20 protein-coding genes are annotated in these 24,951 nt (G+C 50.2%); 8 read left to right on the top strand and 12 right to left on the bottom strand.

Annotation, left to right across the window (positions count from 1 at the left end; genetic code table 11):
- Position 1: 1 nt before the first annotated feature.
- Entirely contained in the window at positions 2-1,390 is a 1,389-nt protein-coding gene (locus BUB27_RS15025; RefSeq protein WP_143184679.1) for a TonB-dependent receptor, read from the top strand.
- A 3-nt stretch (positions 1,391-1,393) separates the two neighbouring features.
- Positions 1,394-2,461, top strand: a complete 1,068-nt coding sequence (locus BUB27_RS15030) for a GNAT family N-acetyltransferase (RefSeq protein WP_143184680.1) — start codon at positions 1,394-1,396, stop codon at positions 2,459-2,461.
- On the opposite strand, the gene BUB27_RS15035 is transcribed toward BUB27_RS15030, so the two are convergent.
- From BUB27_RS15035 to proC, 3 genes are all read right to left on the bottom strand, one after another.
- On the bottom strand, positions 2,458-3,384 hold the full coding sequence (locus BUB27_RS15035) for an endonuclease/exonuclease/phosphatase family protein (RefSeq protein WP_159434993.1): 927 nt from the start codon (positions 3,382-3,384) through the stop codon (positions 2,458-2,460). The genes BUB27_RS15030 and BUB27_RS15035 overlap by 4 nt on opposite strands.
- 80 nt (positions 3,385-3,464) lie before the next feature.
- Positions 3,465-3,704, bottom strand: coding sequence for a Sec-independent protein translocase subunit TatA/TatB (locus BUB27_RS15040; protein WP_143184682.1), 240 nt, complete (start codon positions 3,702-3,704; stop codon positions 3,465-3,467).
- A gap of 113 nt (positions 3,705-3,817) precedes the next feature.
- A complete protein-coding gene (gene proC / locus BUB27_RS15045) occupies positions 3,818-4,627 on the bottom strand; it encodes a pyrroline-5-carboxylate reductase (RefSeq protein ID WP_143184683.1) in 810 nt (269 codons plus the stop codon).
- A 108-nt stretch (positions 4,628-4,735) separates the two neighbouring features.
- Here proC and BUB27_RS15050 point away from each other — a divergent pair, with 108 nt between their 5' ends.
- Positions 4,736-6,367, top strand: coding sequence for a tetratricopeptide repeat protein (locus BUB27_RS15050; protein WP_159434994.1), 1,632 nt, complete (start codon positions 4,736-4,738; stop codon positions 6,365-6,367).
- A 5-nt stretch (positions 6,368-6,372) separates the two neighbouring features.
- Here BUB27_RS15050 and BUB27_RS15055 read toward each other — a convergent pair whose 3' ends face one another.
- From BUB27_RS15055 to BUB27_RS15075, 5 genes are all read right to left on the bottom strand, one after another.
- On the bottom strand, positions 6,373-7,077 hold the full coding sequence (locus BUB27_RS15055; RefSeq protein ID WP_143184685.1) for a hypothetical protein: 705 nt from the start codon (positions 7,075-7,077) through the stop codon (positions 6,373-6,375).
- Positions 7,078-7,185: 108 nt separating this feature from the next.
- Positions 7,186-9,654, bottom strand: a complete 2,469-nt coding sequence (locus BUB27_RS15060; protein ID WP_143184686.1) for a WD40 domain-containing protein — start codon at positions 9,652-9,654, stop codon at positions 7,186-7,188.
- An 8-nt stretch (positions 9,655-9,662) separates the two neighbouring features.
- Positions 9,663-12,458: a PSD1 and planctomycete cytochrome C domain-containing protein gene (locus BUB27_RS15065; protein ID WP_200797136.1), complete on the bottom strand. Its 2,796-nt coding sequence runs from the start codon at positions 12,456-12,458 to the stop codon at positions 9,663-9,665.
- Between the two features lie 5 nt (positions 12,459-12,463).
- Positions 12,464-14,884: a PPC domain-containing protein gene (locus BUB27_RS15070; RefSeq protein WP_143184687.1), complete on the bottom strand. Its 2,421-nt coding sequence runs from the start codon at positions 14,882-14,884 to the stop codon at positions 12,464-12,466.
- 18 nt (positions 14,885-14,902) lie between these two features.
- Positions 14,903-16,231 carry a DUF1501 domain-containing protein gene (locus tag BUB27_RS15075; protein WP_143184688.1) on the bottom strand — a complete coding sequence of 443 codons (1,329 nt, stop codon included), beginning with the start codon at positions 16,229-16,231 and terminating at the stop codon, positions 14,903-14,905.
- Positions 16,232-16,487: 256 nt separating this feature from the next.
- On the opposite strand from BUB27_RS15075, the gene BUB27_RS15080 reads away from it, so the two are divergent.
- The 5 genes from BUB27_RS15080 to BUB27_RS15100 all read left to right on the top strand — a co-directional run bounded on the left by BUB27_RS15080 (position 16,488) and on the right by BUB27_RS15100 (position 21,989).
- Complete coding sequence (locus tag BUB27_RS15080) at positions 16,488-18,257, top strand: hypothetical protein (protein ID WP_143184689.1); 1,770 nt, start codon at positions 16,488-16,490, stop codon at positions 18,255-18,257.
- Between the two features lie 83 nt (positions 18,258-18,340).
- The gene (locus BUB27_RS15085) at positions 18,341-19,972 is read left to right on the top strand and encodes a hypothetical protein (RefSeq protein WP_143184690.1); all 1,632 of its coding nucleotides are present in this window, start codon (positions 18,341-18,343) and stop codon (positions 19,970-19,972) included.
- Positions 19,973-20,092: 120 nt separating this feature from the next.
- A complete protein-coding gene (locus BUB27_RS15090) occupies positions 20,093-20,740 on the top strand; it encodes a hypothetical protein (protein WP_143184691.1) in 648 nt (215 codons plus the stop codon).
- Between the two features lie 41 nt (positions 20,741-20,781).
- Positions 20,782-21,510, top strand: a complete 729-nt coding sequence (locus tag BUB27_RS15095) for a hypothetical protein (RefSeq protein ID WP_143184692.1) — start codon at positions 20,782-20,784, stop codon at positions 21,508-21,510.
- Positions 21,511-21,578: 68 nt separating this feature from the next.
- On the top strand, positions 21,579-21,989 hold the full coding sequence (locus BUB27_RS15100; RefSeq protein WP_143184693.1) for a hypothetical protein: 411 nt from the start codon (positions 21,579-21,581) through the stop codon (positions 21,987-21,989).
- 71 nt (positions 21,990-22,060) lie between these two features.
- Here the strand turns inward: BUB27_RS15100 and BUB27_RS15105 are convergent, their stop codons facing one another.
- From BUB27_RS15105 to BUB27_RS15120, 4 genes are all read right to left on the bottom strand, one after another.
- Positions 22,061-22,333, bottom strand: a complete 273-nt coding sequence (locus tag BUB27_RS15105; RefSeq protein ID WP_143184694.1) for a type B 50S ribosomal protein L31 — start codon at positions 22,331-22,333, stop codon at positions 22,061-22,063.
- Positions 22,334-22,451: 118 nt separating this feature from the next.
- Positions 22,452-22,889 carry a hypothetical protein gene (locus tag BUB27_RS15110; RefSeq protein ID WP_143184695.1) on the bottom strand — a complete coding sequence of 146 codons (438 nt, stop codon included), beginning with the start codon at positions 22,887-22,889 and terminating at the stop codon, positions 22,452-22,454.
- The gene (locus BUB27_RS15115) at positions 22,886-23,815 is read right to left on the bottom strand and encodes a hypothetical protein (RefSeq protein ID WP_143184696.1); all 930 of its coding nucleotides are present in this window, start codon (positions 23,813-23,815) and stop codon (positions 22,886-22,888) included. The genes BUB27_RS15110 and BUB27_RS15115 overlap by 4 nt, the downstream gene beginning before the upstream one ends.
- A gap of 226 nt (positions 23,816-24,041) precedes the next feature.
- A complete protein-coding gene (locus tag BUB27_RS15120) occupies positions 24,042-24,947 on the bottom strand; it encodes a LysR family transcriptional regulator (RefSeq protein WP_143184697.1) in 906 nt (301 codons plus the stop codon).
- Positions 24,948-24,951 lie beyond the last annotated feature (4 nt).

Raw genomic sequence — 24,951 nt, forward strand, 5'->3', positions numbered from 1 at the left:
CATGGAAAACCAAGAGGTACTGAGTTCCTACAATAAAGCACTCAGAATTAATTTGGATGCAGCAAAGTATGGAACTTTTGCTGAAATCGGAGCAGGTCAGGAAGTAGCAAACTGGTTCTTCAGAGCTTCTGGTACGGCTGGTACGGTAGCGAAGACCATTTCGGCCTATGACATGACGATGAGTGATGCCATTTACGGCAAATGCCAGCGTTACGTGTCACGCGAGCGACTCTGTGCCATGCTAGATCATGAGTATGAGTTGCTCATTGAACGCCTGCGGGAGCAACGAGGTGAGAGCACAACCTTTTTTGCTTTCTGTAATACGGTTAGAGCCAGGGGCTACAACGATACTGGTGAGTGCCACGGCTGGCTCGGGGTGCGCATGCAATTGCGTCCCGGTGGCGAGCCATGTGACATCCTTTGCCATATTCGCCTTCTGGAAAAAGAAAATATGGAGCAGATGGAGGCTCTTGGAATTATCGGGCTCAATCTAATCTATGCTGCATTCTATCACCGGGATAACTTGGAGCGCTTTGTGGAATCCTTGGTGGATAATTTGACTGATGGGCGCGTAGAGGTAGATATGCTCAAGTTCTTGGGCGAGGATTTCCGGTTTGTAGATAATAGGCTTTGTTCACTGCAGTTGGTTCAGAGTGGTCTAACGGATGCGGCGATGTTCTTGCCTGATGGCGAGGTCGTGCAGCCAGCTGAAGCTTTGTACAAAAGGCCAGTGGCTTTGCTACGAGGAAGTTTCGATCCAGTGATGAAGTTGCACATGGATATGATGGCGCAGACCAAATCAAATTTTGAAGATGTCCTAGATGACCCTCAGAAGGAGCGCATGATGACACTCTGTGAGATTTCGATGAACAATCTACTGCGTGGAGGTGAGGTAGACCATGTGAAGTTTCTGGACAGAGCGGATGCCATGCAGGCTCTGGGGCAGACCGTATTGATCTCCCGCTGTCCGGAATTCCACCGTATCGCTTCCTATCTGAGCCGATATACCGCAGAACCCATCGCGATTATTTTGAGTATTGGATTGCTTAATGAACTTTTCAAAGAGAAGTGGTCTGAGAATCTAGCAGGTGGTATCTTGGAGTCCTTTGGTCGCTTGTTTAAGACAGAGCTGGCCTTGTACGTGTATCCTTGGAAGAACCGTTCGAATGGAGAATTGGTCACGGCCGAGAACTTCAAGGTGGTAGATCATCTCAAGCATCTCTATCAGCATTTCCTGGATAACAGGATGATTCTTGGAATCGAATGTGGAGATCAAAGCTTGCTAAGATACACAGGCCGTGACATTCAGCAGATGATTGCCGAAGGTACCGAGGAGTGGAAAGACTTGGTGCCAGAGGAGGCTCACAAGGCAGCCATGCATCTGCACTAAATCATGAACACATCCGCTACAGACTTAAGAGGCTTACTGCACTATGTCCCTCAGTTTCGGGGCAAGCTCTTCGTGATAGATCTGGACTGGTCATTGCTGAGTGAAACCGCGAAGGCTGAGGTCGTCATGGATATTTCTGCACTCCAATCAATTGGAGTGAAGCTGATGCTTGTATTGGATGAGCTGGAGCGGGAGGATTTTCTCGATTGGTCTGTGGATCTTGAGTTTCGTGCAGCTCACCAAGCTGGAGATCTTGAAAATCTGGAGGTGCTCAAGCAGGTGACAAATCGTGGTCAGGCTTTACTGATTGACCGTTGTGGAGGCTTGTTGTCAGACACTCTGATTCAACAGGCTGTCGCTATGGAGGCGGCCAAAGTCATTGTTCTTTCTGACTGTGAGCCTGTAAGCAAGCAAGGTGAAGTCGTGAAATTCCTCCGTGTAGTCGAAATTTCAGGCATTGGTGATGAGCTCAGGGAAAAAGATAAAGGTCTCTTACAGCAGGCTGCCAAGGCATGCAGTGAGGGTGTGAAGCGTGTACACATGCTTAATGCAAACATTCCCGGAGTGCTGCTGGATGAGCTCTTTTCCAACGAGGGGGTGGGCACCATGGTTTACAATGACAAGTATCGTCAAATTCGGCCACTAAAAGAAGAGGATATTTCCGAGTTGCTGGGCATGATTGGGCGTTCGGTACGAAACACCAATCTCGTCCCACGGCACTATGAAGACATAGCTGAGTGTCTGGATGCTTATGCCGTGATGCAAGTCGACGATAACGTGGTCGGCTGTGTGGCTCTGTACGAATATGACGGCATCGCTGAGATTGCTTGCCTCTATGTAAAACAATCACACGGCAGCACTGGATACGGGGCTGACCTCGTGCATTATATGGAGAATAAAGCGCGCCAGCTTGGGATGCCCGCAGTCTTTGCGCTGACCAACCGGGCTGCGGCTTTCTTCCAGGATAGGCTTGGTTATGCTGAAATGAATGTAGCGGAACTGCCTGAGGATAGAAGGAAGGTGCTGGAGTGCAGTGGCAGGAATTCCAAGGCCTTCAAGAAGTTGCTTTAGTTGATTTCCACGTAGAGAGGCCTGTGGTCACTGGCTTTTCTGACCTCGGGAGAGCTAATGATGTGACTCTTGGCGTGATTGATTCGTTTTTCCAGTCTCTTGGAAACGAAGATGTAGTCAAAGCGGGAATAGACGTCCTGATACTCCCAGTAGTGCGTCCAAGTGCTCAGATCCTTATCTTTAAGGTTAAGAGGTTTTAAATGCTTAGTGATGCTTCGAATACTGGTGGAGCGCTTGGTGTCATTGAAGTCACCATAAAGCAGCAATGCCGGATGGTCTCCAAGTTTGGCAAGATGTTGAGCCAAGAGGTAAGCTTCATGCCGGCGCATGAGCTCCTCGTCGTATTCAGGAACCTTGCGCTTGGATTTCAAATGAACTCCGAGAAAACGCACAGGGCCACCTGGAAGTTGTATGGAGACATCCAAAATTCCCCTGAACATTTGAAAATTCCTGCCATCCATCTGGAAATTGATATTTGGCTTAGGGCTCACAGTGATCGGGTAGCGGGAGAGAATGGCCTGACGACGGTAAGGGTCAGAGCCACTGCATAAATGGCTGTGTGGGAGCTCGAGGCCATTCGCTTCTAGCCTGTCTTGAAGGTTGTCCAGATCTGCCTGTGTACCGATCTCACACACTCCTAGGACGTCAGGCTGGGCCTTGGTCAGTACACTGATCAGAGCTGTGATTTCTTTTTCCGGCTTGGAGCGCATCGATTTCTTGTCGTCATCGTGGCGCACCATTGTCAGGTAATTCCTGAGATTATAGGAAACAAAGCGTGCTGGCAGCTTGCCAGTGACCGGATGATCCAAGGGGCGCGGTGCATCGATAGGCGCGCTCGCTTGCTCATGCTCTACCTGTCCTGAGGTACTGCGTGGCTTCCAGGTCTCGGTGGCAGGGCGTTTGTCGCACCCAGTGAGAAGCAAGAGCGTCAGGCAGAGACAAAAAACCCCGCTAAGCTGAATCGCTCGCGGGGGTTTGGGAAAACTGTGCATGCGGCACTAAATTAAGCGTCTTTTGATGCTTCTTCTGTTTTAGCGGGCTTTTTAGCGGAGACTTCGTCCTCACTACGGGTGATTTCTTGTTCGAATTCGTCTCTCGCGCGTTTAAATTCACCCATGCTCTTACCAATGCCTCGTGCGAGCTGAGGAAGTTTTTTTGCTCCAAAGAGAAGCAAGACGATGAGGAAAACGATCATCATTTCCTGACCGCCGAAACTTCCAAGGAAGAGTAGATAAGTATTCATAAGATTAGTCTAGGCTTGTTTACCGATGTTGCAAATCGCAAATCGGGAATGAGGGATACGACCACGAATGTCAAATCTTTCGTGAGTCTCCCAAATTTATGACCGTGAGGTGGTTATTTTCTGCCCAGCTCACGCGCCTTGTTGGCTGAGGCGCTTACTGCATTGATGGCAGCAGAACGGAAGCCATTGTCCTCCAAAGCCTTTACGGCCGTGATCGTAGTTCCGCCTGGAGAGCAGACCATATCACGCAAAATCGCCGGGTGCAGGCCTGTCTCAGCTACCATGGAGGCTGCTCCCAGAACGGTCTGAGTAGCCAGTTCGAGCGCTTGTTGACGTGGAAGCCCCTCAAAGACACCGCCGTCTGCGAGTGCTTCGATAAAGGTATAAACGTAGGCAGGGCCTGAGCCGGATACGCCTGTGACCGCATCCATGAGTTTTTCCGGTACCTCAATCACGCTGCCGGCTGCGCCGAGTAGCTTGCAAGTAGTCTCTGCATCAGCATCATTGGCATGGGTGCCTAGCGTGTAGGCGGCTGCCCCTTTGCCGATGAGAGAAGGAGTATTTGGCATGCAGCGCACCATGCGGGTGCCATGAGGTAGTGGTGACTCCAGAGTCTCCAGGGTGAGGCCTGCAGCAGCTGAAATGAGGAGGACATCATTGAGGCATTCTGGCTCTTCATTCAGTTCCACGAGAACGAGTGGGATGATATGTGGCTTCGTGCAGAGGTAGACGGCATTAGAATTCTGAACTACTTCCACATTGCTCTCCACCGCGTTCACACCGAGTTCATCAGAGAGAGCCTGGCGTGTCTCCGCAGTACGGGAGGATACATAGACGTCTTCTGCTTTTACGATACCGGCTTTGAGTGCTCCTTCGAGTAGTGCGCGGCCCATTTTGCCGCATCCGATTAATCCTAACTTCATAGATCTATCATGCTTGATGAGTGTATGGCTGTCCAGATTAACTCATGGATTCTCCCTGAGATCGTGTTTCCTGATTGATAGAAGATGCTGAATAGGAATAGTGGCTGCATGCAAAGAATCATTCTCGCTAGTCTGCTCCTCCTGATGTCTCTGCTCAGTGCCGGAGCAGAGGATGAAAAGCAGTTCGATGTGAACTCGGTCATTGCTGAGCCGGTGGCTAAGTTACCTGAACCTAGATTCTGGAATGGAGTGGGTGAGTTGAATCTACTGGTTTTTACGGAGGACGAATCAGTACGCAAGCACGTGAACCAAGGCTTTGTGTTACTACACGCCTCATGGGACTTTGAAGCTTATCGCCACTTTACCACTGCCCTAAAGAAGGATCCAAATTGCTTGATGGCTTACTGTGGGCTGGTTCTCTCAGTGGCAAACCCCACTCACGAATGGAAAGCGGAGAGAGCGAAAGCCTTTAACCGAATGATCACACTCTCGGAGTACAAAGTTGGTGAGGGTGAGCAAGCCAGATGGTATTATCCAGACATTGAGCGGGGCTATGCTTTCTGTATCGCTACACTGTTAACGGAAGGGTCCGGTCCGGGCTCAAAGGCTTTCAGGCAACTATCCAACAAGTATCCAAAGGATCTCCAACTGAAGCTCTTGGCCGCATTTCTTGAGCGTGGAGGCTACAGTGATTACGGCGACATACGACCATCTCAAAGAGCGTCTTTGGCAAAAGTGAGAGAGCTGGTTGACTTGTACCCAGAAAATCCTCTGGTATTGAACTTTTGGTTAATGATGCAGGCCGAAGCTCCTTATCAAGCTGTCGATGTCATGCAGGTTTTGATGCCTACAGCAAAGAAACTAGTGGTGCTGAGTGAGGGTAAGTTACCAACCTGGCATGCGGTATTAGGTCACCTGGCATGGCGCAGTGGTGAACTGGAGCTTGCTCGCTTGTCTTTCGAGAGAGCTATTGAACTCTACAGTCAGTGGCAGAGCAACGATCAGATCTCGGATGTGAATGCCATCGGCTTATGTCGGGCGAAGATTTTTCTGGCCGCTGTGCTGTATGCTGAAGGGAAGATTCAAGATGCTCTCCAGTTACTAGGTGAAGTGAAATCCATCGAGTTGCCTGATGGTAGGCAATTTTCCCAAGTGGCCACCGCCTTGCAATGGCATGCAAAGCTTCTACCTGCTCAAATCTATTTGGCCAGAGGAGGCAAAGGAGATCTCAAAAAAGCTCTCAGCGTACTACCTACTTTACCGGCTCAAGCTTCTGGCGGGTTTGACCCCTACAAAATTGTCATTGATGGTTATACTCTCTATATCCGGGCATTGGAGTCGGAGGAGGCTGGGAAGCCCGAGCAGGCAAGGGAATATTATGCCAAGCTGGTGCAGAACCTTGAACTGATGCAGAAAGCCCAGCCAAAGATGGTCCAGCAGCCATACTATGTGGATTATGTTCGCGCCCTTGGGGCTCTCAAAATCCACCAGTTCGAACTGCTAGGACTGCTTTCCGCGGAGAGTGAGTTGGCTGCAAACTGGTACAGGTCGGCAATCGATAGGCAGCACCCAAGCTCCCGCCTTCTACCTCCCGAGATTCTCTACCCGATGGAATTTCGTTTGGCCGAGTACTACCAAAATGAGAGTGATTTGGAGAATGCTCGTAAATTTGCCAATCAGGGACTGAAGCGCATGCCTTCATGCCCCAAGTGCAAAGCCTTGTTGAAATCGCTCAAATGAGTTCCCTACTTTTGGTTCCAAATGACCGTGATCCCGTTGTCTCCTTTGGTAGAGTAGATCAGAATAGTCACTTCTCTGTTATCCTTGGTACCCGTTAGGTTCCATTGGCCAGAGCCCTCAGCGGAGACGTGGTGGCGGTTCGTAGAGTAGTCCTGGTCGCCGAGCTGGGAGTTGAGTTGTTCAAAGGCGCTCTCTGCGGAGCCGCTTAAGGTGGCCGTGTATTGCCCCTTGGTTACTTCGTCGTTCTTATCCACAAAGAATACTCTCATGTTACTCAGGCCGTCAGGCTGGGGGACCCAGCCGGGAATTTTAGAAGTGTCATTGGAGCCCAGGGTGATGACGTTCCCGTCACTATCTTTGAGTACTATTTGTCCCTTGGCCGCATCTTTGTAGTCTAGGGTATAAGACTTGCCGTCTTTCTTATAGACGACGGTGACTGTGTGATCTTCGTCATTAAATTCCGCAGCCTCCAAGTCAGGGATGTTCTTGATGACGAGCTCAGCGGCGGTTTTCTGAGGATTCTCAATGAATTTACGGACCTTAACGACAACGATCCAGATACCAATGGCGGCAATGACCACACAGACTAGAGCGGCAGCACCGCAGCCAATGCCGACCTTAGCTCCGGTAGACATTCCTTTCGCTGGAGGAGTGTTCTCTGCTTGTGGTGATGGTGTAACGGGGGGAGAGGGTGGGGTTTGTTCAGACATGACAGTAAGCACACATTCATGCATGAGTGTTTCATGCTCTGATAGATTAGATCAAACTAGGTGGGCCTGTCCAGAATCATGTGACTAAGTGACTAATGGTCTGAGTCATTAGTTTTTGAGTGAGCTGAAGTACTCTTGGTCTAGTTTCAGATACTCTTCTCTGGCTCGCTGGCAGCTCAGAGCCATGTCATCGATTTGCTTTCTGAGTGTGAAAAGCGTCTGGGTATCGGGTTGCTTGCTTTTACTGAACTCCGAGAATTCATTCATAAGGCCTATCTGTTTCGCAGTAAGGTCTTCCAGAAGGTTCTTGGCGCGCAGGCGGTCGGTATTAATGGAAGCAGACACGAGAAAAGCCTCATGCTCCTGAAGCTTGTGCTGCTTTGCTCGGGTATTTTCCAGTTCTTTGACTATCTTGTGCTGCTCAGTTTTGGTTTGTTCGAGTTGCTTTTCTAGATTGGGTAGCGCCTTTTGGGTTTTAGAAATGATTTCTTGAGTGGTCTTTAGAGAAGCATGCGCTTGTTTCAGAGCTTCATTGATCTCTCTTCTGGAGTTGGTGAGTTTCTCCCAAGAGGGCACTGTGGCTTGCCACTTGGATTCCGTATCTTTTGAGCTTTGCTCAATCTTGGGGGTTAGTTTGACCAGAGAGTCGTGCTTCGCATAGCTAGATTTTTCCTGAGTTTTGAGTTCATTAAATTCAGACTCTCGTTTACTGAGTTGTTCGGATTTGGTGGCTATTTTTTCTGTTAGTTGACTATTATCAGGTTCATTAGCGGCGGCTTCTTTTAGCTTCTCTAGATCGGCCTTTAGTTTGCTGATGTGATTATTTGCCTGTTCGCGCTTATGTTTGGCTTGATCACAGTCTTTTTGAGATTGTGAAAGCTGTTTCCTGTGGTCTTGGAGTGCGGTGCGAGTATTTTTCCTCAGCTCAAGAAGCTGCTTTCTCTCATCGTCTAGTTTGGAGATGGTTTCATTCAGTTCTCGGACCTGATGATTGTGTCTCTCAATGGCTTTCTTAAGCTCTTCACGTTTTCGGTTATTCTTTGCGATGAGTTCCTTGCTTTGATTGCAGTTGGTTTGTAGCTGCTTGAATTTATCTGAGAGCTCCTTGTTTTTCGACTCAGTCGTTTGGATGGTATTTGGGAGTTTGTTGACTTGAGATCGGATGTTTTCCAATCGTTGCGCGATGCCTGCAGGTATCGAGCTTAGAGAAGCTATGACTTGGTGTGTTTTGCTGTCCCAGACAGAAAGTTTTCCCGCATAGTCACTGGTGATAAAACGTTTTGCGTCGTGAGAGAAGGTTGCCTGAGTAGGTAAGGATTCTTTCGCTTCTATTTGTTTAACCATCTTGTAATCTGGCGTCCAAAGCTTGATCATGTGGTCACGGCCAACAGAGAGAATATGTCCATCTCTAGCCCAGTCGAAATCAAGAATTCCAGCCTTATGAGCCTCAAGCTTCTTGATCTCTTTGCCTGAGCGCATATCCCAAAAACGAAGCGTGCCGTCTTCTGAAGCGCTGGCCAGGAAGTTGGCGTCCGCTGACCAGCGTAGCGCTGTGACCCGGTCTTGGTGGCCTCTTAGGGTATGTAGCAGATTGCCGGAGTGAGCTTCCCAAACCCAGAGGCCTCCGTTGCGGTCTGCTGACGCCAGCAGGATACCGTCTGGAGAGTAAGCCAGAGCTGTCACCCAGTCGGTGTGTTTCTTGATTGAGTGCTCTTGGCTATTGGTGGCTGTTTGCCAAATCTTGATCAAACGAGAAGGTCCTCCTGTCGCAATAGCTTTCATGTCCGGGCGTATCGAGGTGGAGATCACCGAATCGTACTCTTTGGCAATTTGCATGACTGGCTGACCATTTGTAATGCTGTAAGTAATGGTGGTGCCTGATTTGCCAGGTACGCCGCCTCCTACCGTGAGGAATTTACCAGATGGATGAAATGATAGTGAGTCAGGCTGACCCTGAGGGAATGGCAATACGCCTGCCAGTCTGAGTGTGTCCGTGTTGTAAAGAAGGACTTGTCTCTGAGAGGTGATGGCTACTAGCGGTGCCCATGGACTGGAGGCGATGTCCCTCACCACGGTGGAATGTTCTGGGGTGATGACGGGTTCTAGTAGGACATGTTCGGGGAGTGGAGGTGGGCCATCAGGTTTTCCTGTGTCGACCTGACTGAAGGATATCTTAGGCGTATCTGATTTTTTAGCCTTGGAGTCTTTAGTTTCTAACAGTCCTCCATCAATCCAAGCCCGGATAAGATCGGTCTCCTTTTTGCTGAGCTTTTCACCTTTGGGGGGCATGAATGGCTCTTCTGAGTGTGTAGAAGTGAGGAAAATGCGGGAGCTAGCTCCATCACCTGCGTCGGCAATTTTACCACCAGAACCACCAGCCATGGCTGCGGAGTATGAGCTGAGGTCCAGGCCTCCCTTCTTCTTGTCTGGGTTGTGGCAGTTTGTACAAGAGTTCTCTAAGATAGGAAGAACGTGGTCTTGATAAGTGATCTTCTCTTGTGCTAGGGCACTGCTGATCAGTGCGGCTGGAATCAACCTGAGGTAGATAGAGTTAAGTCTGTTGAAAAGTACGGGCATGGCTCGATCTAGTGGTTGAAGATGAATTCTTTGGAGTTCAGGAGAGCCCAGAAGATGTCTTCTAGTATGGCTTGCCGCTGATTGCGCTCGTTAGCCTCTTTCAGGTAGCCTTGTAGATTATTGAGTTCTTTTGCGGTCGGCTCACGGGTCAGTGTTGTGAGATAAAGGTGAGTAATGATCTCTTGGTTGGTTTTCTTCGCGTCCAGTTGCTGCTGGATGATTTTACCTTGGCGTATCCGGTTGTTGGTAGAGTCACCATTGAGTAGGTGTAGTGCCTGCGAGAGATTGGGCTCTAGCTTCACCTCACAAGAACATACTGTCTGGCGTGTGGCGCGTCCGAAGGTGGTCAGGAAATAAGTAGAGGTATTTCCATCGGCAATACGTACCGCTTTAGCTCCCTTGGGGAGGCCTTTGAACTTGTTTGGCGTGTTGGTGACTTGAGAGATAGTGTCTAACAATACTTCTGCTCGCAGGCGACGAGGGATGGCATGAGAAAAGTTGGTGGTATCACTCTGGTTGGTATCATTAACTTGTGTTGAAAGCTGGTAGGTGCGTGATGTGCAGATGTCTCTGACTAGTCGGCGGAAGTCGTAATCATAGTCTACAAAATGCTGAGCTAAATCATCTAGTAGCTCCGGGTTGGAGGGGGGATTTGATACCCGTACATCATCGACAGGGTTTACGATGCCGATTCCGAAAAAGTGATCCCACATGATATTGGAAACATTGCGTGCAAACCAGGGGTTGTCAGGAGATGTCAGCCAATCTGCAATGTGCTCACGGCGCTTTCTCCGGTCGTCCTCAGGTTCACCTCCGCCCAGAAACCTGGGCTTCACATTCTCTTTGGTGACCGGGTGTTTTACATCACCGCGTCCATCGAAGATAATCTGCTCACGCGGGTCTTCAGCCTGCTTGCGCTTCACCTCAGAGAAGAATGCTGCGAAACCATAGTAGTCGTCCATAGTCCAGCGGTCGAATGGGTGGTTGTGACATTGGGCGCATTGGATGCGGGTGCCCATAAATACCTGGGCCACATTCTCAGTGAGTTTCAGGTTGTCCCGCTCGATTTGGTAAAAATTGGTCGGAGGGTTGGCGAAGGTTCCGCCTTTGGCGGAGATGATATCCTTAACAATCAGGTTGAAGGGGCGGTTAGAGGCGATCTGCTCGCGTAACCAGGTGTGGTAAAGAATGGCAGCCTTGTAGCTTACTTCATTGTTGAAGGTCCTAATTTGCAGGAGTTCAGCCCACTTCATGACCCAAATGTCGGTAAACTCTGGTTGTTCTAACAGATGGTCCACAAGTGCAGAACGTTTGTCGGTAGCTTGATTGGCGAGGAAGGAGGTTCTTTGCTCCGGGGTGGGCAGCTTCCCAAGGATGTCCAAATAGACGCGTCTGACAAATACCTCGTCTGAGCAAACGTCAGAGGGGGTAATGTGTAGCTTGCCTAATTTGCGGTGAATGTGTTCATCGATATAATTGTAAGCTCCTATGGCGGGCGCGCTGTAATGGTCCTCTGCAGGGATCACAATTCCTTGAGAACCCTCTGTAAAGGTGTGGAACCGAGCCATGATAAAAGCTTCTCCTCGTTTCTTCGACTCAACCTGTGCGAATGTTTTGGGTACGATAGAAAGTGAGTTGTCATTACTTGTGGTGAAGGTAGACAGCTCGGTGACATCTCGATCCGTGCCGTCAGAATATCTTGCTCTCACGGTGAATCTGGATCTCTCTTCGGAGCCTTTGGTGACGATTTGCTTAGGCTCCACCTCAATGGATGTGGGGTGAGGGATGTCATCCTTGTCGAACTTGGCCCCCGACTGGATCCATTTTAGAAGGGTGGCGTATCCTGGGGAGTCAGGTAGCAGAATTTTTCCTCCTGTGTGAGGAACTTGGCCAGCGGCTTTGGTCAAGAGTAGGGATTCTTCCGGGATCGCTAGATTCAGTCTTCTGCCTGGAAGTTCTTTGGTAAGTCGGTGGTAATCGCCCTTAGGGTCAAAGCCGAAAAGGGAGAGGTGGAAACCGTCTTGGCCCCGGGCTGAACCATGGCAGGAGCCGGTGTTGCAGCCAGCAGCTGTCAGGACTGGCATTACATCAAGCTGAAATGAAATCGGACGTTCCTTGTCGGCATCCTTGACGCTCAGAGGAACAAGAACCTTGTGTTCGCCCAGATTGATCTGGATAGAGGTAGTGCCATCTTTAAGAGGAGTTAGTTTGTTGCCCTCTATTTTGGCAATGCTTGGGTCAGTTAGGGTGTATGTAGATATGTCTGTTAGGTCCTTTGTGGTGTCATCTTTGTAGTGTCCATAGATGATGAGCGAGTGATAATCTGAGGCGGACTCCAGGCTTATTTTTGAGGGGAATGCACTCAGCTTCTCTAGGTTTTTGGAGAGTGCAGCCACGCTGGGCTGGGATTTTTTCTCTTTAATCGTGGCGCCTTCTGGCCAAGGGGCTTTGGCGGAAAACCATTCTCTTAGCTTTTTGATCTCCTCTTGATTCAGTGGACGTCCTTTCGGCGGCATGATGTCATCGTGATCATGAGGTAGTGAGATGACTTTGAGCAGATGAGATTCCAGAGGTGAGTCCATGCTGATTGCATCCTCGTTGTCTCCTCCCTCAAGAAAGGCTTCCAGGTTGTCTAAGCGCAGACCACCTTTGGATTTGTCAGGCCCATGGCATGAGATACAGTGTTGCGATAGAACTGAGGCTGCCTCCTCAAAGCTTGACTGAGCAGATAGGGGGATAGCCGTGGTGCTCAATAGCAGGGAAGAGAGGAGGATGGTGTTTCTGGATGTTCGCGGCATCGTCATGGTTCCTATTTAAGTTCTTGGCGCAGCTGCTCTAGGCGTGACAGAGGCTTGGGTTTTGAACTGGGTTTCTTGCTTTCCTTCTTGGCCGTAGGTTTGTCTTTAGGAGGAGCATTTACTCGAAGGGATCCTCCGTGGCCTGTATTGTGGGAGATGTTGTGGCCGTTCTCAGGAACTTCGATATGGCAGAAGAGATTGGAATGGTTGCCTATGCGTGCATTCTCCGCTAGTTCGACAGGGATAAGCACTTCGGTGGTGCTGGAGTTAAGCGTTACAGGCTGGGCTTTGAAACCATCTGGGAGCCCGTGTAGTGTAAGTGTCGCATTTCCGGAGAAGTTGGCTAGTTGCTCTATCTTACAGGGTAGCGAGACTGGGGTTCCCTGATTAGTGGCTGCTATTTCCAGCTTTGCTGTCAGATACGGAGTCTTGACGTTTAATGGGACAAGGTTTGAGGAGAGAAGCACCTTGCCCCTATCAGTATCACTGAGGGCAGACACGCAGAGTTGCCAGTTTTTGACAGGAGCATCACCTTTGATCGAGAGATGGTAGACGGCTTGATTCTTTCCTTTAGGGATTTTTACATTTCCAGGTGCGGTGATTCCCGGAGGTAGCCAGGGGAAGAACAAGGTAATCTCTTTATCGAAGCCATCTTTACGGGTTACTGTGATTGTCAAATCGATCGTGCCGTTCTGAACAGCAGGGATCGCTGGTGTAGCCAGAGAAATATCAAAGGGCGCTGCCTCGGTCACAGCAATAGCCAGCTTGTCCGACTCGTAAGAGCAGTACACTCCTTGGTTGTTGATGGCGATGTGCTCAATATCCTCTGTGATGGCTTGCTTGAGATTTGGGTTTTTGGATTCCACATAGACTGGGTAGAGGCCTCCGCTGAGAGGTGCTGTGTCTGTGGCTTCAAAATACAGTGGGATGTTATTCACCCCATTCTCGGCCGTTAAGGAGGTTAATTTTACACCTTCCGGTAAATTATGCGCAGTGGTGAAGACGGCTGCGGAATGCCTGTCTCTGGCTACGTTCAGTTGGTAGGCGAGGCTGCTACCTCGTGGAATGTTGATCACCTTGCGCAATTGTGAATCATTGCGATCAGAGCGATTGATAGAAGCTTGCAGCGTCTGCTTGCGCGGGCTCACCTCAATCCGGTATGTAAAGTTCGGACCAGCGTTTGCCAGGTGGTCTCTGATATTAATGAAGTAAGTTCCGTCCTTGGGGATTTTAAAATTGAGGCTCGAATCTGGTCTATTGTTAGAGTCATCATTTGCAGCAAGTTGCTTGCCAGCGGAATCACGCAGAATGATTCGTGCGTCTAGAGGGGATCCTAGTTCTCTGGCCAAAACTTGGATGGAGATATCCTGATCTTTTTTTGCGGAAAACTGAAACCAATCGACATCATTTGTTTTGCTAATAATGCCATGAAACGCATGGGGAATCTCTTGAGCAGGTAGACTTTCTTTGGAGCCGTTGTTTGGTTCTTGCTCGTTGGTGAATGGATAGTGGCTCAATTTTAAAGGAATGCCGCTAGGGGAGATGAGCTGATTTTCACTGGCATGGATGAGCGCTGGTGCAGACGGTTTGAGAGTTTTTTCCAAGCGAGAGCCATCTGTGTTGATAAATTGAAAGGAGCTTTCCTGGCCGCTTATAGCACCGGGTGGGTAGATGGCTGCAGGGCGGGGAAAGTGCCCGGCGGTTAGAAGATAGTGAGAGGAATCCGACCCTTCGTAAGAGGACTCCCTGACAGCAAGGTAATAGGTGCCATCCTTGGGAGCTCTAATAGAGATAAATGGGTCTTGTTTCGTGAGGGAGTTATCGTCTGAGGTGGCGATTTCCCTGCCGTCGGGATCTAACACGGACAGGTGGGGGTCGAAGAACTTCCTGCCCAGTCGCATGCCTGCGATTTCTGCAGAGAGGACTTGCCCGCGCTTGAGAGGTATTTGGTAATAATCGACATCTTCGTTGGTTGTGATGCCGTGAATACACGTGTTCGGGGAGATGAGCTGGGCCTTGTCTCTACTGTCATTATTCTCCTTGGTTTCCTGATGAATGGGGTAGGCGGAGACATGAAACGTTTTCTGGTAGGTGATACCGTCCTCGCACCTGAGCCGCACTGGATGCATGCCGGGAGAGCTCTCAGGAGAAAGGTGAACCTGAAATGAAACGTGCTTTGGTGAGTGAATAGTAGGAGCCCCCTCTACGGTGACCCCTGGCTTGTAGAAGAGTAGCTCTTTGGCTTTATCGAGCCGATCGCCGTGGAAGTGTAATGTAGCTTTGGTCCCGTTTTGAATTGCCACGGGAGCCACGTACTTGAGTTCTGGGCTGTGAGCGTGGAGCTGCTGGGCCCCCGCGAACGCTGAGGCGAGCAGGCTTACTCGGATAAATTGATTTCTTCTGGAGTTGGTGAGTGTCTCTACAGAGGGCATGACTCTGGGCAATTTTAGTTAGGCGAGGATTTCCTTCAGAACGCGACCTCCGTCGACGATCTCGATCGGGCGCTCACCAGGCGCCATGAGTTCCTTGTCAGCATTAATGCCCAGCTGGTGATAGATTGTTTTGGCAAAGTCCTCCACTGATACCTTGTCTTCTTCCGGCTCTCCTCCAAGGGCATCAGATTTACCAAAGACCATGCCTTTTTTGACACCACCTCCAGCCATCATGGTTGAAAAGACGCGTGGCCAATGGTCTCTGCCCCCAGTGTTGTTGATCTTGGGGGTTCGACCAAACTCGGTGGAAAGAATGACCAATGTGGAGTCTAGCAAGCCACGTTCTTCAAGGTCATTGATCAGCGCCGCGACAGCCTGGTCTACCGATGGAAGATTGGACTCGATACCCTTCTGAAGATTATCATGGTGATCCCAGGAGCCTGAAGTCAGTGATACAAAGCGTACGCCTGCCTCGACCAGTCTGCGCGCTAGGATCATTCGCTGGCCTGCTTGGTTGCGGCCATAGCTGTCACGAAGCTTGTCAGGTTCTTTTTCCAAATTGAATGCCTCTCGCGCTTTTTCGGAGGAGATCAGTTTGTATGCGTGTTGGTAGAAGGCGTCCATCGACTCCAAGGCATCCGAATTTTCGAGAGTTCGGAAGTGATGGTCGACAGTTTCTAGTAGTGACTTGCGGCGATTGAATCGTGCTTCGTCCACTCCGCCGGGAAGATTCAGGTCGCGCACTTTGAAGTTACCCCGGGCAGGGTCTGCACCGAGTGCAAACGGGCCATGGGCTGAGGAAAGATAGCCAGAATTAGCATATTCGTTAGGGACATTGGGTACACACACATAGGGGGGAAGGTTGTTCTTGGGGCCGAACTCTTTGGAGATCACAGAGCCCATGGAGGGATACTCAACTGCCGGTGAAGGGCGGTAGCCCGTGAACATGTTGTGGGTGCCTCGCTCGTGAGCTGCCTCTCCGTGAGACATGGAATTAATCACTGTGATCTTGTGGGCGATTTTGGCCAGATGGGGGAGTTTTTCGCCAAAGTGAATACCGGGGATGGAGGTTTTGATTGAGGAAAAGGGGCCGCGATACTCTGGTGGAGCATAGGGCTTCGGGTCGAATGATTCGTGTTGGGCGAGCCCTCCTGGCAAGAAAATCTGAATGACGGCCTTGGCTTTACCTTCGACAGTTTCGTAGTGCTTTTGAGCTCCCATGGCCTGTATGCGGAGGAATTCTGGCAGGGTGAGACCAAGTCCACCTAAGAGGCCGACGTTAAGAAATTCCCGACGCGAAAAAGGTGAGGCCAAAGGGTTTCCTGGGCAGGATGTGGATTTTTTCATGGCTAAGTGTGTATTTGGGTGAGTATGGGAGACTCCTTGGTTTTCTAGGTACAAACAGAGGTTACGTTACACCGGTGGTGAAACTTTTCAGTTTAATGTTGGAAATATCGTGGAAAGTCCTTTAGAGGGTAGATTGTCTAAGATGACATTTTGTTCATAAATGATGATGGCCGTAAACTGAGGTCCCCCAGCTCTACCCCAATGGTGCTGCATCATGGAATAAGACGCTGAACCAAGATATCAAAAAAGGGGACCCATGAAGGATCAACATGTAGACGAGAATACCAGCAATCAGACAGGGGAGAATGATTGGTGGCACAAGTATGTCGACTCATCCGAGTTGCCGCAGCAAGAGGAAGTTGTGGAGGATCAGCCCCTGGAAGATCCTTGGTGGCGGAAAGTACTCGATTTTAGGCCGACCAAACTCCAGCTAATTTCAGCGGCGGGAATCACAGTCGTGGTGAGTGCGGCCAGCATTATCATAAGTCTCGCAAGCGATGTTTCATCGCTTGAAGCGTTGGTAGCGGAGCAGTCACATTTCAAGTCAGAGCTGGAGGAGAGGACATCGCAGCTTCATGCGCGAGGTGAGGAGATCGATCAGCTCAATTCACTGCTGGCTACAGAGAAGCGCTTGGTGGCAGCAAAGCAACAGGAACTGGAGAAAAGGCAGAGCCTGTTCGAAAAACACAAGCTAGCCGCTGAGTCAGAGATAGACCACTGGAAGCGACCCATGAGCAAGCTTCTGGGTACTCTGACAGATGTATACTCTATGAAGCTCGCCAGTAAGGACCCAATATACGGAGAGTTTGAAAACAAAGAAGAAGTATCGCGCCGAGTCCAGCAATCTTGGGAAGAGCTAGCTCAGGATCTGTCCTACTATGAGGAATATCGCAAGGAGGAGGCACTGCTGCGTGTCAGATTACTTGAGTCCTATGCCGCGGAAAAGAAGTGGAGTCAGGTAAAGCCTGAAGAGATTGATTGGAAATCGGCCGGCAAGGAGGCTGAGAAGCCAATGATTCTGGCCAAGACCTATTACTCAATGGCTATGCACTATCTCTCCACGGGGAATCAGGCTGATGGACAAAAGAGTCTCGATCTTTGCAGGAAGTATGCCGCGGAGGTAAAAGGAGATGAAGTCAAACTGGCGTACACCCGGGCGATGCTCGATCTGCTCAAGGGCAGGCAGATAGTAGCTGAGGATCCGGCAGGCTCCTTGAAGTATTTTAAGTCCGCCATCGCTGGATTGGATAAGGTAGTCGTCAAGGTGCCTAGCAGTGTCATGGTCCGCAGTGAGTTTGCAAAAGCCTGTCGTGACGGTGTGATGCTGTCCATGGAGGGGAATGATGCCGCTTGGGGAGAAGAGCTACAGAAGCAAGCCAAGCAAAACGCCAGTTGGTTAGTGAAGCATCATCCTGAGGTGAAGCTGCCTCACCTGATGTACGCTGAACTGGATATCGCGGAGGCTGAGGAGTGTGTTCGCAGTGGGCGTGAGGATGAGGTCGAGCCGCTACTGAAACGAGCAGAGAAATCCATCAAAGCTGCGGGAGGAGATGTTGTCTTGGAGTCCTCCGTGGAGGGTGTGCGTGCCTTTATTGCTTGGAATAAGGGCTACCTGACCAAGGCTAAGCAAGAGATGCAGAGCGAGATTAATAAGGTGAGTAAGCTCGTGAGTAGAGAACCAGCAAATATCGAGGCTAGATACAGGCTCTCAGCCCTACTTTGGGAACTCTCATCGATGCATACGGATCGGGAAGGTGCCCTAAAAGATGGTCATGCGGCAGCTGAACAGCTGAGGATCTTGCTCAAAGCCGGAGCAGGAGCTAGAGAGGCGTCCGTACGTAGGATGGCCGCCCTTGTATTGAGTGACCTGGGTCACTTGTCTGCCGAGAAGGGAGATAAAACGATCGCAAAGCAATGCTTTGGTGAGGCCAAGCAGCACTGGGGGTACTTGCGTGACAAGTGGGGTGATTGTGCGGAATATCGTGAAGGTGAGGCTTGGTGCTCCTACAAGCTACGCAGGCTCTGAGTGGGGGTAAGTGCTTCATGGTAGGTGCGTGCGTGCCTGAATCAGGGCTGGTAAATTAAGCGGGAGCTGTTAGCTTTTCTTTGATGAGCAACGATCCTGTGGTCCCCAAATACTCATGGTGTTGCGATAAGCGGAGTATTACTGTTTCTGTACTAGCCTTAGCCAGTGCTGTGGGGCTTGTCGTCGTCGGTGAGAATCTGCTGCGCCGGAATGTGGAGGTGCGTGATCTCGTTGAGGAGCGTGATCAGTTGAAGCAGGAGTTATCAGAGCTTTCTGAAGTGAACGGCAGTCGTTTGGCTTCCCTTGAGCAAAGTGAAAAAGAGCTCAGGAAGAAGGTGGATGACCTTGAAGTCGGTAATCAGGCCTTGACCGAGCTTGTTGCGCTCAAAAACCGCGACTTGGCTCGTATCAAGGAGCCTGTGAAGACGATTCTTGAGTCTATGCAGGATGTCTACGCCATGAAGTTTGAGGCGAATAATCCAGTCCTCAGGGAGCTGGAGAACCTGTCGCCACGTGGCCAGGAAATCAGAGACAAGTGGGAGCTGATTTGCAAAGAGCTGGAAAAGGATATCGATTTTAAGCGAGAATCTTCCTTGCTGAGGTTGCGCATAGCTCAGTCCTACATGGCTGCGGGCGTGTGGGAGAAGGTGGATGTTTCTAAAGTGGACTGGTCGCAAGCAGGCTTGGTGGATCGCAAAGCGGATATCCTTGCTCGTTTGTATTATGGCATGGCATTGTCCCAGATAGAGGGGGGCAAGCGCGAGCAAGCTGCCGCTTCTCTCGCCAAGTGCCTTGAGTATGCCAACCAGATGCCAGCGGATAGCGAGGGTAAAGAATATGCCCAAGCCATGGCCAATATGCTGCAGGCCAAAATGCAGATCACAGAGCAGCCTGCTCTGGCATTGAAGCACTATGTGGCGGCAATCGGGCATCTGAGGAAGGTGGTCGTGGACATGCCGGACAATGTATCGCTGCGATGCACCTTTTCCCAAGCATGCATGGACGGTGCGTTGATGACTTCGGGGGGGGAGAGTGCCGGCTGGTCTGAGAAGTTGCGCAAGGAGGCTCACGGTCATGCTTATCTTCTCACGCAGAAGCACCCCGAATTAAAACTGGCTCATGAGATTTGTGCTGAGAATGACATCTTAGTGGCTGAGCAAAAACTCCGGGACGGAGAGACTTCTGTGGTGGAGCCATTACTTCAACGGGCAGAGAAATCTCTGCAGAAAGTGGGAGGTAATTCAATCCTCGAGTCTTCTATTCTGGGAGTGAGAGCCTTCATGGCCTGGGATAAGGGAGAGAGGGAGAAGGCTGAGCAGATGATGGAGAAGGCGGTCTCTAACATGCGTAGCTATCAGGCAAAGCATCCAGAGGAAGTAGAGGCTAAATACCGTTTGGCGTCGCTATACTGGGAGCGTTCATCGATGAGAAATAGTTCCCCGCAAGCGATTGCTGATGGGAGGCTGGCTGCCGAGCAGTTGGCGGCTCTCATTAACCATGGTGCGGGAAGAAGAGAGGCATCGGCTCGTAGGATGCTGGCGATTATTTTTGGAGATATTGGCCACATGGCGGCAGAAGCCGGTAAGTCCAAGGAGGCAAAACAATATTTTAGTAGCGCAAGAGACCAATGGAGCTATCTTAGTGCTAAATGGGGCGATTGTGATGAATACCGTGAAGGGAAACGCTGGTGTACCTCGCGCATCAATGGCCTCTGATGACAGATTTTGCCTAATTTAGGCGTATATCCCCCTATGTGTAAGTGTTTTATATTAATGGTTGGAGTGTTTGCTCTAACGGCGGATAGCTATGGCCAAGAGCCACCGCTGACTATTGTCATGAATAGGAATGCTGTTCTCGAGAAACGCAAAGCCTATTCTGAGACAATCAAGGCTCTTGAGTCCTACCGGAATGCTCAGAGGAAAGAATATCAGGAAGCTAATTCCTCCGTGAAGAAAGAGATTCTGGCTGCAGTTCGCATGCGCTTGATTCAGGATTTGTGCGATGAGATTTTTCCCGCCTGGTACGGTACAACGTGGTCTTCCGCTGGTAAAAGTGAGCAGCCTGGCCAAGGGTCCATATCGCATGGTTACTTTGTTTCAACCAGCCTTCAGCACGCAGGTTTCAAGCTGGATCGTGATGAAGTGGCGAGGCAGCCTACAGAGAAAGTCATAGTCGCCATGACGAAAGGGAAAAGGGGAGTCGTGAGCGGGAGATCTATGGATGCGGTCATGAAATATTTACAGAGTCAAGGTGATGGTATCTATCTGGTGGGGATGGACAGGCATTTTGGCTATATCACCGTCAGGGGGCCTGATGTGCGTTTTGTTCACTCCAGTAGCGATCGGCTTCTCCGAATGGTGGTTTGTGAGCCGGCTCTGGGCGAGAACGCTTTGAGTGAGGCGCGATATCGTGTTTTTGGGAAACTGCTGGATGATGCCATGCTTGTGAGCTGGATGAAGGGTGAACAGTACACCATCAAGTGATTTGCTGATAAACTTGGAATGTGGCCATAGTAGGTAAGACTATGTGTAAGTTTATTGTGTGTGTGCTAATGGCTGTGGCAGGCCCTTGCCTGCAAGCGCAGCAGCCGCCACTCAGTAGTGAGGTGAGGGGCGATGACTTGAAGAAAAAGAGGGCTGAGTATAACGAGGTAGTTGAAGCTCTTGAAGGCTATCGTCAGGCTCAATGGAAACGCTATCGGGAAGCTAGCCTGGTGGCAAAGAAGGCAGTACTCAGTGAGGTGAGGGAGAGGTTAACGAGTGATCTCTGCGAGAAGATTTTTCCTGCCTGGTATGGCACGGAATGGGCTTTTTCAGGGATGTCCAAGGTGCCCGGAGAGGGACAAGTGGCGTGTGGGTATTTTGTGTCGACCTGTCTTCTTCATTCAGGCTTTAAGGTGCAGCGTATCAAAATGGCTCAGCAAGCGTCTCAGAAGATCATCATCACCATGACAGGAGGCAAGAAGGATGTCTCTGCAGGTAAGTCCATGCCCAGGATTCTGGAGAGATTAAAGAAGAGTGGGGATGGGATCTATATTGTGGGGTTGGATCAACACGTAGGGTTTGTGTCAGTGAAAGGGGATGTGATCAGATTCGTGCACTCAAACTATTATCAGCCGGATAACAAAGTGGTTTGCGAGGAGGCTATTGGGAAGAATCCCTTGAGTGACTCAAATTACCGGGTGTTTGGAAAACTGTTGGATGACGGCATGCTCGTAGCGTGGATGCGTGGCGATTCTTTCCATATAAAATAAGTGAAATCGGGCTCTTTCTAACTGGATGTACGATTGACTCCGTAAGCGATCTGCAATAATGTTATGGAGTGATTAAACCGCAAAAAATTCTGCTGGGTAAAGGGCTGGATGACCTTCCGTTTGGACTCACTCAAGATCAGGTGAAAGAGGTTTTGGGAGACCCGGAGGAGAGGGACCAAGTCGACCTCGGCGATGAAATGTCTATTGCATGGCATTACTGGGACCTGGGAATTTCCCTGAACTTTGATGAGAGTGAGAACTACGGGCTGACATCCATTGATGTGGCTAGTCCTGAGGTGACGCTCTTCGGCAAAGCACTCATCGGGATGACCCGTGAGGAGGTGAAGGATTTCCTCGATTCTCAAAGTATCGGGCAGTCCGTAGACGAGGTGCACAATGGCCTGGTCTATCCTGACGTGGAGCTGAGCCTGTGGTTCAGTGGTGGGGAACTCTCAGAGATCCAGTGGGCCAAGCTCTAAGCTATTTAAGGGCATAAAAAAAGCTCTCCTTGCGGAGAGCTTTTGGGAAATCTTTGTGTGATTCCAGATGATTAAGCGTTGAGCTTTGGCTTCTTGGCGCGGCGAACAGCACCGAAACGCTTCTGGAACTTGTCGATACGACCTTCGGTATCCACGAATGTGGTCTTACCTGTGAAGAATGGGTGAGTATCAGCAGTTACGCCCATGGAGATAACGTAGTACTCAACACCGTCAACGGTCTCTTTGTTGTCAGACTTGGCAGTGGAGCGAGTGAAGTAACGCTTACCGGAAGTCATGTCCTGGAAGATAACCGGATTGTAGTCTGGATGGATATCAGCTTTCATTTTGAACTAGTAGGTTACGCCACGTTTCCGTCGCGGCGGGACGGGGAGAATGCAAAGATAGCACAGGGTGTCAAGGTTATTGCGGTTTTTCGCCGTAATTGGACGGATTACGCTAGATTCATAGGATGGTCGTCCAGATGATGACCAGCCGTTCGAAATATAAGGAAGTGAGTCCGAAAAAGCTGATAAGTGCAAAGGACCAGATGGATGAGCGCACCTTGGGCAGCCAGGGAAGGGTCGGCAGGCAAGTGGTGACTATCATGTATAGGTAAGCCCACCAGTAGGGACCTGTAATCCTGATTTTGAGCGATTCCATTTCATATTTAGCTCCGCCGAAGTAGGCAGTTAGGAGTTCTCCCACGTAGATGCTGAATACGATCGTGGCGCTGAGAGCTAATGTCAGGGCAGAGTATTTTATCAGTTTTTTGACGGGGTTCAGTTCCTTGCGCATGATGAGCGCCACGATACCCACAAGAGTACAGTGGGTGAGTAAAATTCCATAAATGAAACCCAGAGTATAATACAGAAGGTCGATGGAGACATGGTACTCGTTCATTGTAGAGGGAGGTACTTGCTGAGCGTTAGGTAGGATAGCTCGATGAAGTCCATGAAGAGTACCGCCCAATTGTAGAGATAGGCGCTGAAGGTGAGTCCTTGGGGAACTAGGCAGAGAAGTGTGGCCAATAAGAGTACATTAGCCAGGTAGATAACGACAAGTGAGAAGAAAGTGCCGTTTTCCTTGAGGTCGGGCTGGTCGCGCGGGATCATCCAGAGGGTCCAGACCAGATGGAATGTCCAGGTGGTGCCGATGAGGAGATAGAGGGCCTCATCCAGATAAGGAATCTGCCAGAATAGTCTCAGTACCAGAGAGGTCAAGAGTACCACGACAGACCAGAAGGGGACGAAGTAGGGAGAGAGAGAAATGAGGATGTTTGACTTGTTGGTCATCACGTAGCCGCCAGCGGTCGTTACTTTAAAGCCTGAGACCTTGCCGCCGCATATATAGATGAAGAGGGCGTGTGTAAGCTCATGACCCAGAACATAGAGGTAGAGAAAGCCTTGGCTGGCGATTTTGGAGAAGAACCACCCTAGCATCAGGAAGGTGCCTACGGCGAAAAATAGGAAGGGTTTGCTCGAGATTAACTGGGACCAGACATTGGCTGTTGGCTGGCTGATGTCGTAGACATCGGTAATGGTGAATAGAGCTAGTGTGCTGATGACGCTGGGAATGAGCAGCAGAAGGCCGAGCAGGGTGCGTAGTGTGAGCTGCGGAAGGCTCAAGAGGTATTCCTCGTCATGAGTGTCTGCGATCGCTGCACGCACCGAGGTGAGACCTTGGCGGCGCCAAGCCCGTTGATTAGCTCGTTGATGAGCCCGGCTGTTGGCGTTTTGAATGGCTTCAAAGATGGACGGGCGCATAGCACGGCGGTTCGCTTGCTTGGAGCGACTGCGTGGTATTCGTTTATGAGTGCGACGTGTCATCTTTGGTTCATCGGGCACTTGCGCGAGGAACATTAAGATCGCTTAAATATCAACTTTTTGCAAGACTGGAATGCTGTCGTTACTGAGACGTTCAAGAGGTCTCAAGGCGCTCACATGTAAGGGGTTGAGCGGGTTGTGTTTCGGGGAGGACAATGTTGAGCCAGAGCTGGTTAAGCTCTGGCTTGTGATAGAAGGCAAAGATGCCGCCCTCGGTCTTGTCGTTGCTCTAGAAGCTGAGTTTTTTCTGCTGGATAAGATCCTTCAGGGTATTTCTCTTTTCCTCGTTGAGTTCCTTGGAGGAGACCAGAGAGATACTGAGACGGAGGTTGTCGTAAGCGATAAGGTTTTTGAACTGCAGGCTGTTACCGTAGATGTTTTGCCAGAGCTTTTTGTTTCCTGGTAAAATGCCTAGGTTGCAGGGGTTGAGGCAGGACGCCGCGAGCTGGTCAAAACAGGTCAGCTGATTGATGGTGTAGTCGTTCAGGCTCAATTCCTGGGTGGTCAGGAATTCTTTGATCTCTTTGATACCCATGACAAGTTCTTCAGCAGGCATGAGCAGTTGCTGGCACGAGGCCGGCAGGTAGAAGTCGCTCTGATTGGTGTCGCTGGCATTAATCGTGGCTGACATGGCTGAGCAGATGCCGGGGATGACCATGACTTCCTCTACCTGGTAGGCTTCATTTTCAGGTAGAGGCAGGTAGTGGTAGAGAAGGGCAGCATCACATTCAGCAGGGATCAATTGATCTGGCTGAGGATAATGATTGGACGAGTATATCACAAAGCGCGGATCTCTTGAGAGGGCCGTTTTGATGAGAAATGTCCAAGGTGATGACGAGACGGAAACATTGAGAGGTCCGTCATTGTTTAAGGCGATTTTTTGCGCTGAGGTAAGGACCCGCGTATAGCTGAACAAAAGTCTTTCGATCCGCGGAAGTAATAGCTTGCCGGCGTTGTTTAGTGCCAGGCGGCCTCCGCTTCGGTCAAACAGCTGAATCGCCAGGTCTTGCTCGATTTTTTGAAGAGCGGCGGATAGTGCGGGTTGAGTGATGTTGAGCTCGGATGCTGCAATGGAGATATTCTCCGATTTGGCGATTTGTACGAAATATTCTAGCTGCTTAATAGTTAGATTCATTAGT

Origin of the sequence: Rubritalea squalenifaciens DSM 18772, from assembly GCF_900141815.1 — a bacterium.
GTDB lineage: Bacteria > Verrucomicrobiota > Verrucomicrobiia > Verrucomicrobiales > Akkermansiaceae > Rubritalea > Rubritalea squalenifaciens.

Coding starts and splice junctions, on each gene's coding strand:
- BUB27_RS15050 (WP_159434994.1), top strand. CDS start 4,736: ATGCAAAGAATCATTCTCGCTAGTCTGCTCCTCCTGATGTCTCTGCTC.
- BUB27_RS15025 (WP_143184679.1), top strand. CDS start 2: ATGGAAAACCAAGAGGTACTGAGTTCCTACAATAAAGCACTCAGAATT.
- BUB27_RS15070 (WP_143184687.1), bottom strand. CDS start 14,884: ATGCCCTCTGTAGAGACACTCACCAACTCCAGAAGAAATCAATTTATC.
- BUB27_RS15095 (WP_143184692.1), top strand. CDS start 20,782: ATGTGTAAGTTTATTGTGTGTGTGCTAATGGCTGTGGCAGGCCCTTGC.
- BUB27_RS15090 (WP_143184691.1), top strand. CDS start 20,093: ATGAATAGGAATGCTGTTCTCGAGAAACGCAAAGCCTATTCTGAGACA.
- BUB27_RS15065 (WP_200797136.1), bottom strand. CDS start 12,458: ATGACGATGCCGCGAACATCCAGAAACACCATCCTCCTCTCTTCCCTG.
- BUB27_RS15040 (WP_143184682.1), bottom strand. CDS start 3,704: ATGAATACTTATCTACTCTTCCTTGGAAGTTTCGGCGGTCAGGAAATG.
- BUB27_RS15080 (WP_143184689.1), top strand. CDS start 16,488: ATGAAGGATCAACATGTAGACGAGAATACCAGCAATCAGACAGGGGAG.
- BUB27_RS15055 (WP_143184685.1), bottom strand. CDS start 7,077: ATGTCTGAACAAACCCCACCCTCTCCCCCCGTTACACCATCACCACAA.
- BUB27_RS15105 (WP_143184694.1), bottom strand. CDS start 22,333: ATGAAAGCTGATATCCATCCAGACTACAATCCGGTTATCTTCCAGGAC.
- BUB27_RS15115 (WP_143184696.1), bottom strand. CDS start 23,815: ATGACACGTCGCACTCATAAACGAATACCACGCAGTCGCTCCAAGCAA.
- BUB27_RS15075 (WP_143184688.1), bottom strand. CDS start 16,231: ATGAAAAAATCCACATCCTGCCCAGGAAACCCTTTGGCCTCACCTTTT.
- BUB27_RS15030 (WP_143184680.1), top strand. CDS start 1,394: ATGAACACATCCGCTACAGACTTAAGAGGCTTACTGCACTATGTCCCT.
- BUB27_RS15120 (WP_143184697.1), bottom strand. CDS start 24,947: ATGAATCTAACTATTAAGCAGCTAGAATATTTCGTACAAATCGCCAAA.
- BUB27_RS15060 (WP_143184686.1), bottom strand. CDS start 9,654: ATGCCCGTACTTTTCAACAGACTTAACTCTATCTACCTCAGGTTGATT.
- proC (WP_143184683.1), bottom strand. CDS start 4,627: ATGAAGTTAGGATTAATCGGATGCGGCAAAATGGGCCGCGCACTACTC.
- BUB27_RS15110 (WP_143184695.1), bottom strand. CDS start 22,889: ATGAACGAGTACCATGTCTCCATCGACCTTCTGTATTATACTCTGGGT.
- BUB27_RS15085 (WP_143184690.1), top strand. CDS start 18,341: ATGAGCAACGATCCTGTGGTCCCCAAATACTCATGGTGTTGCGATAAG.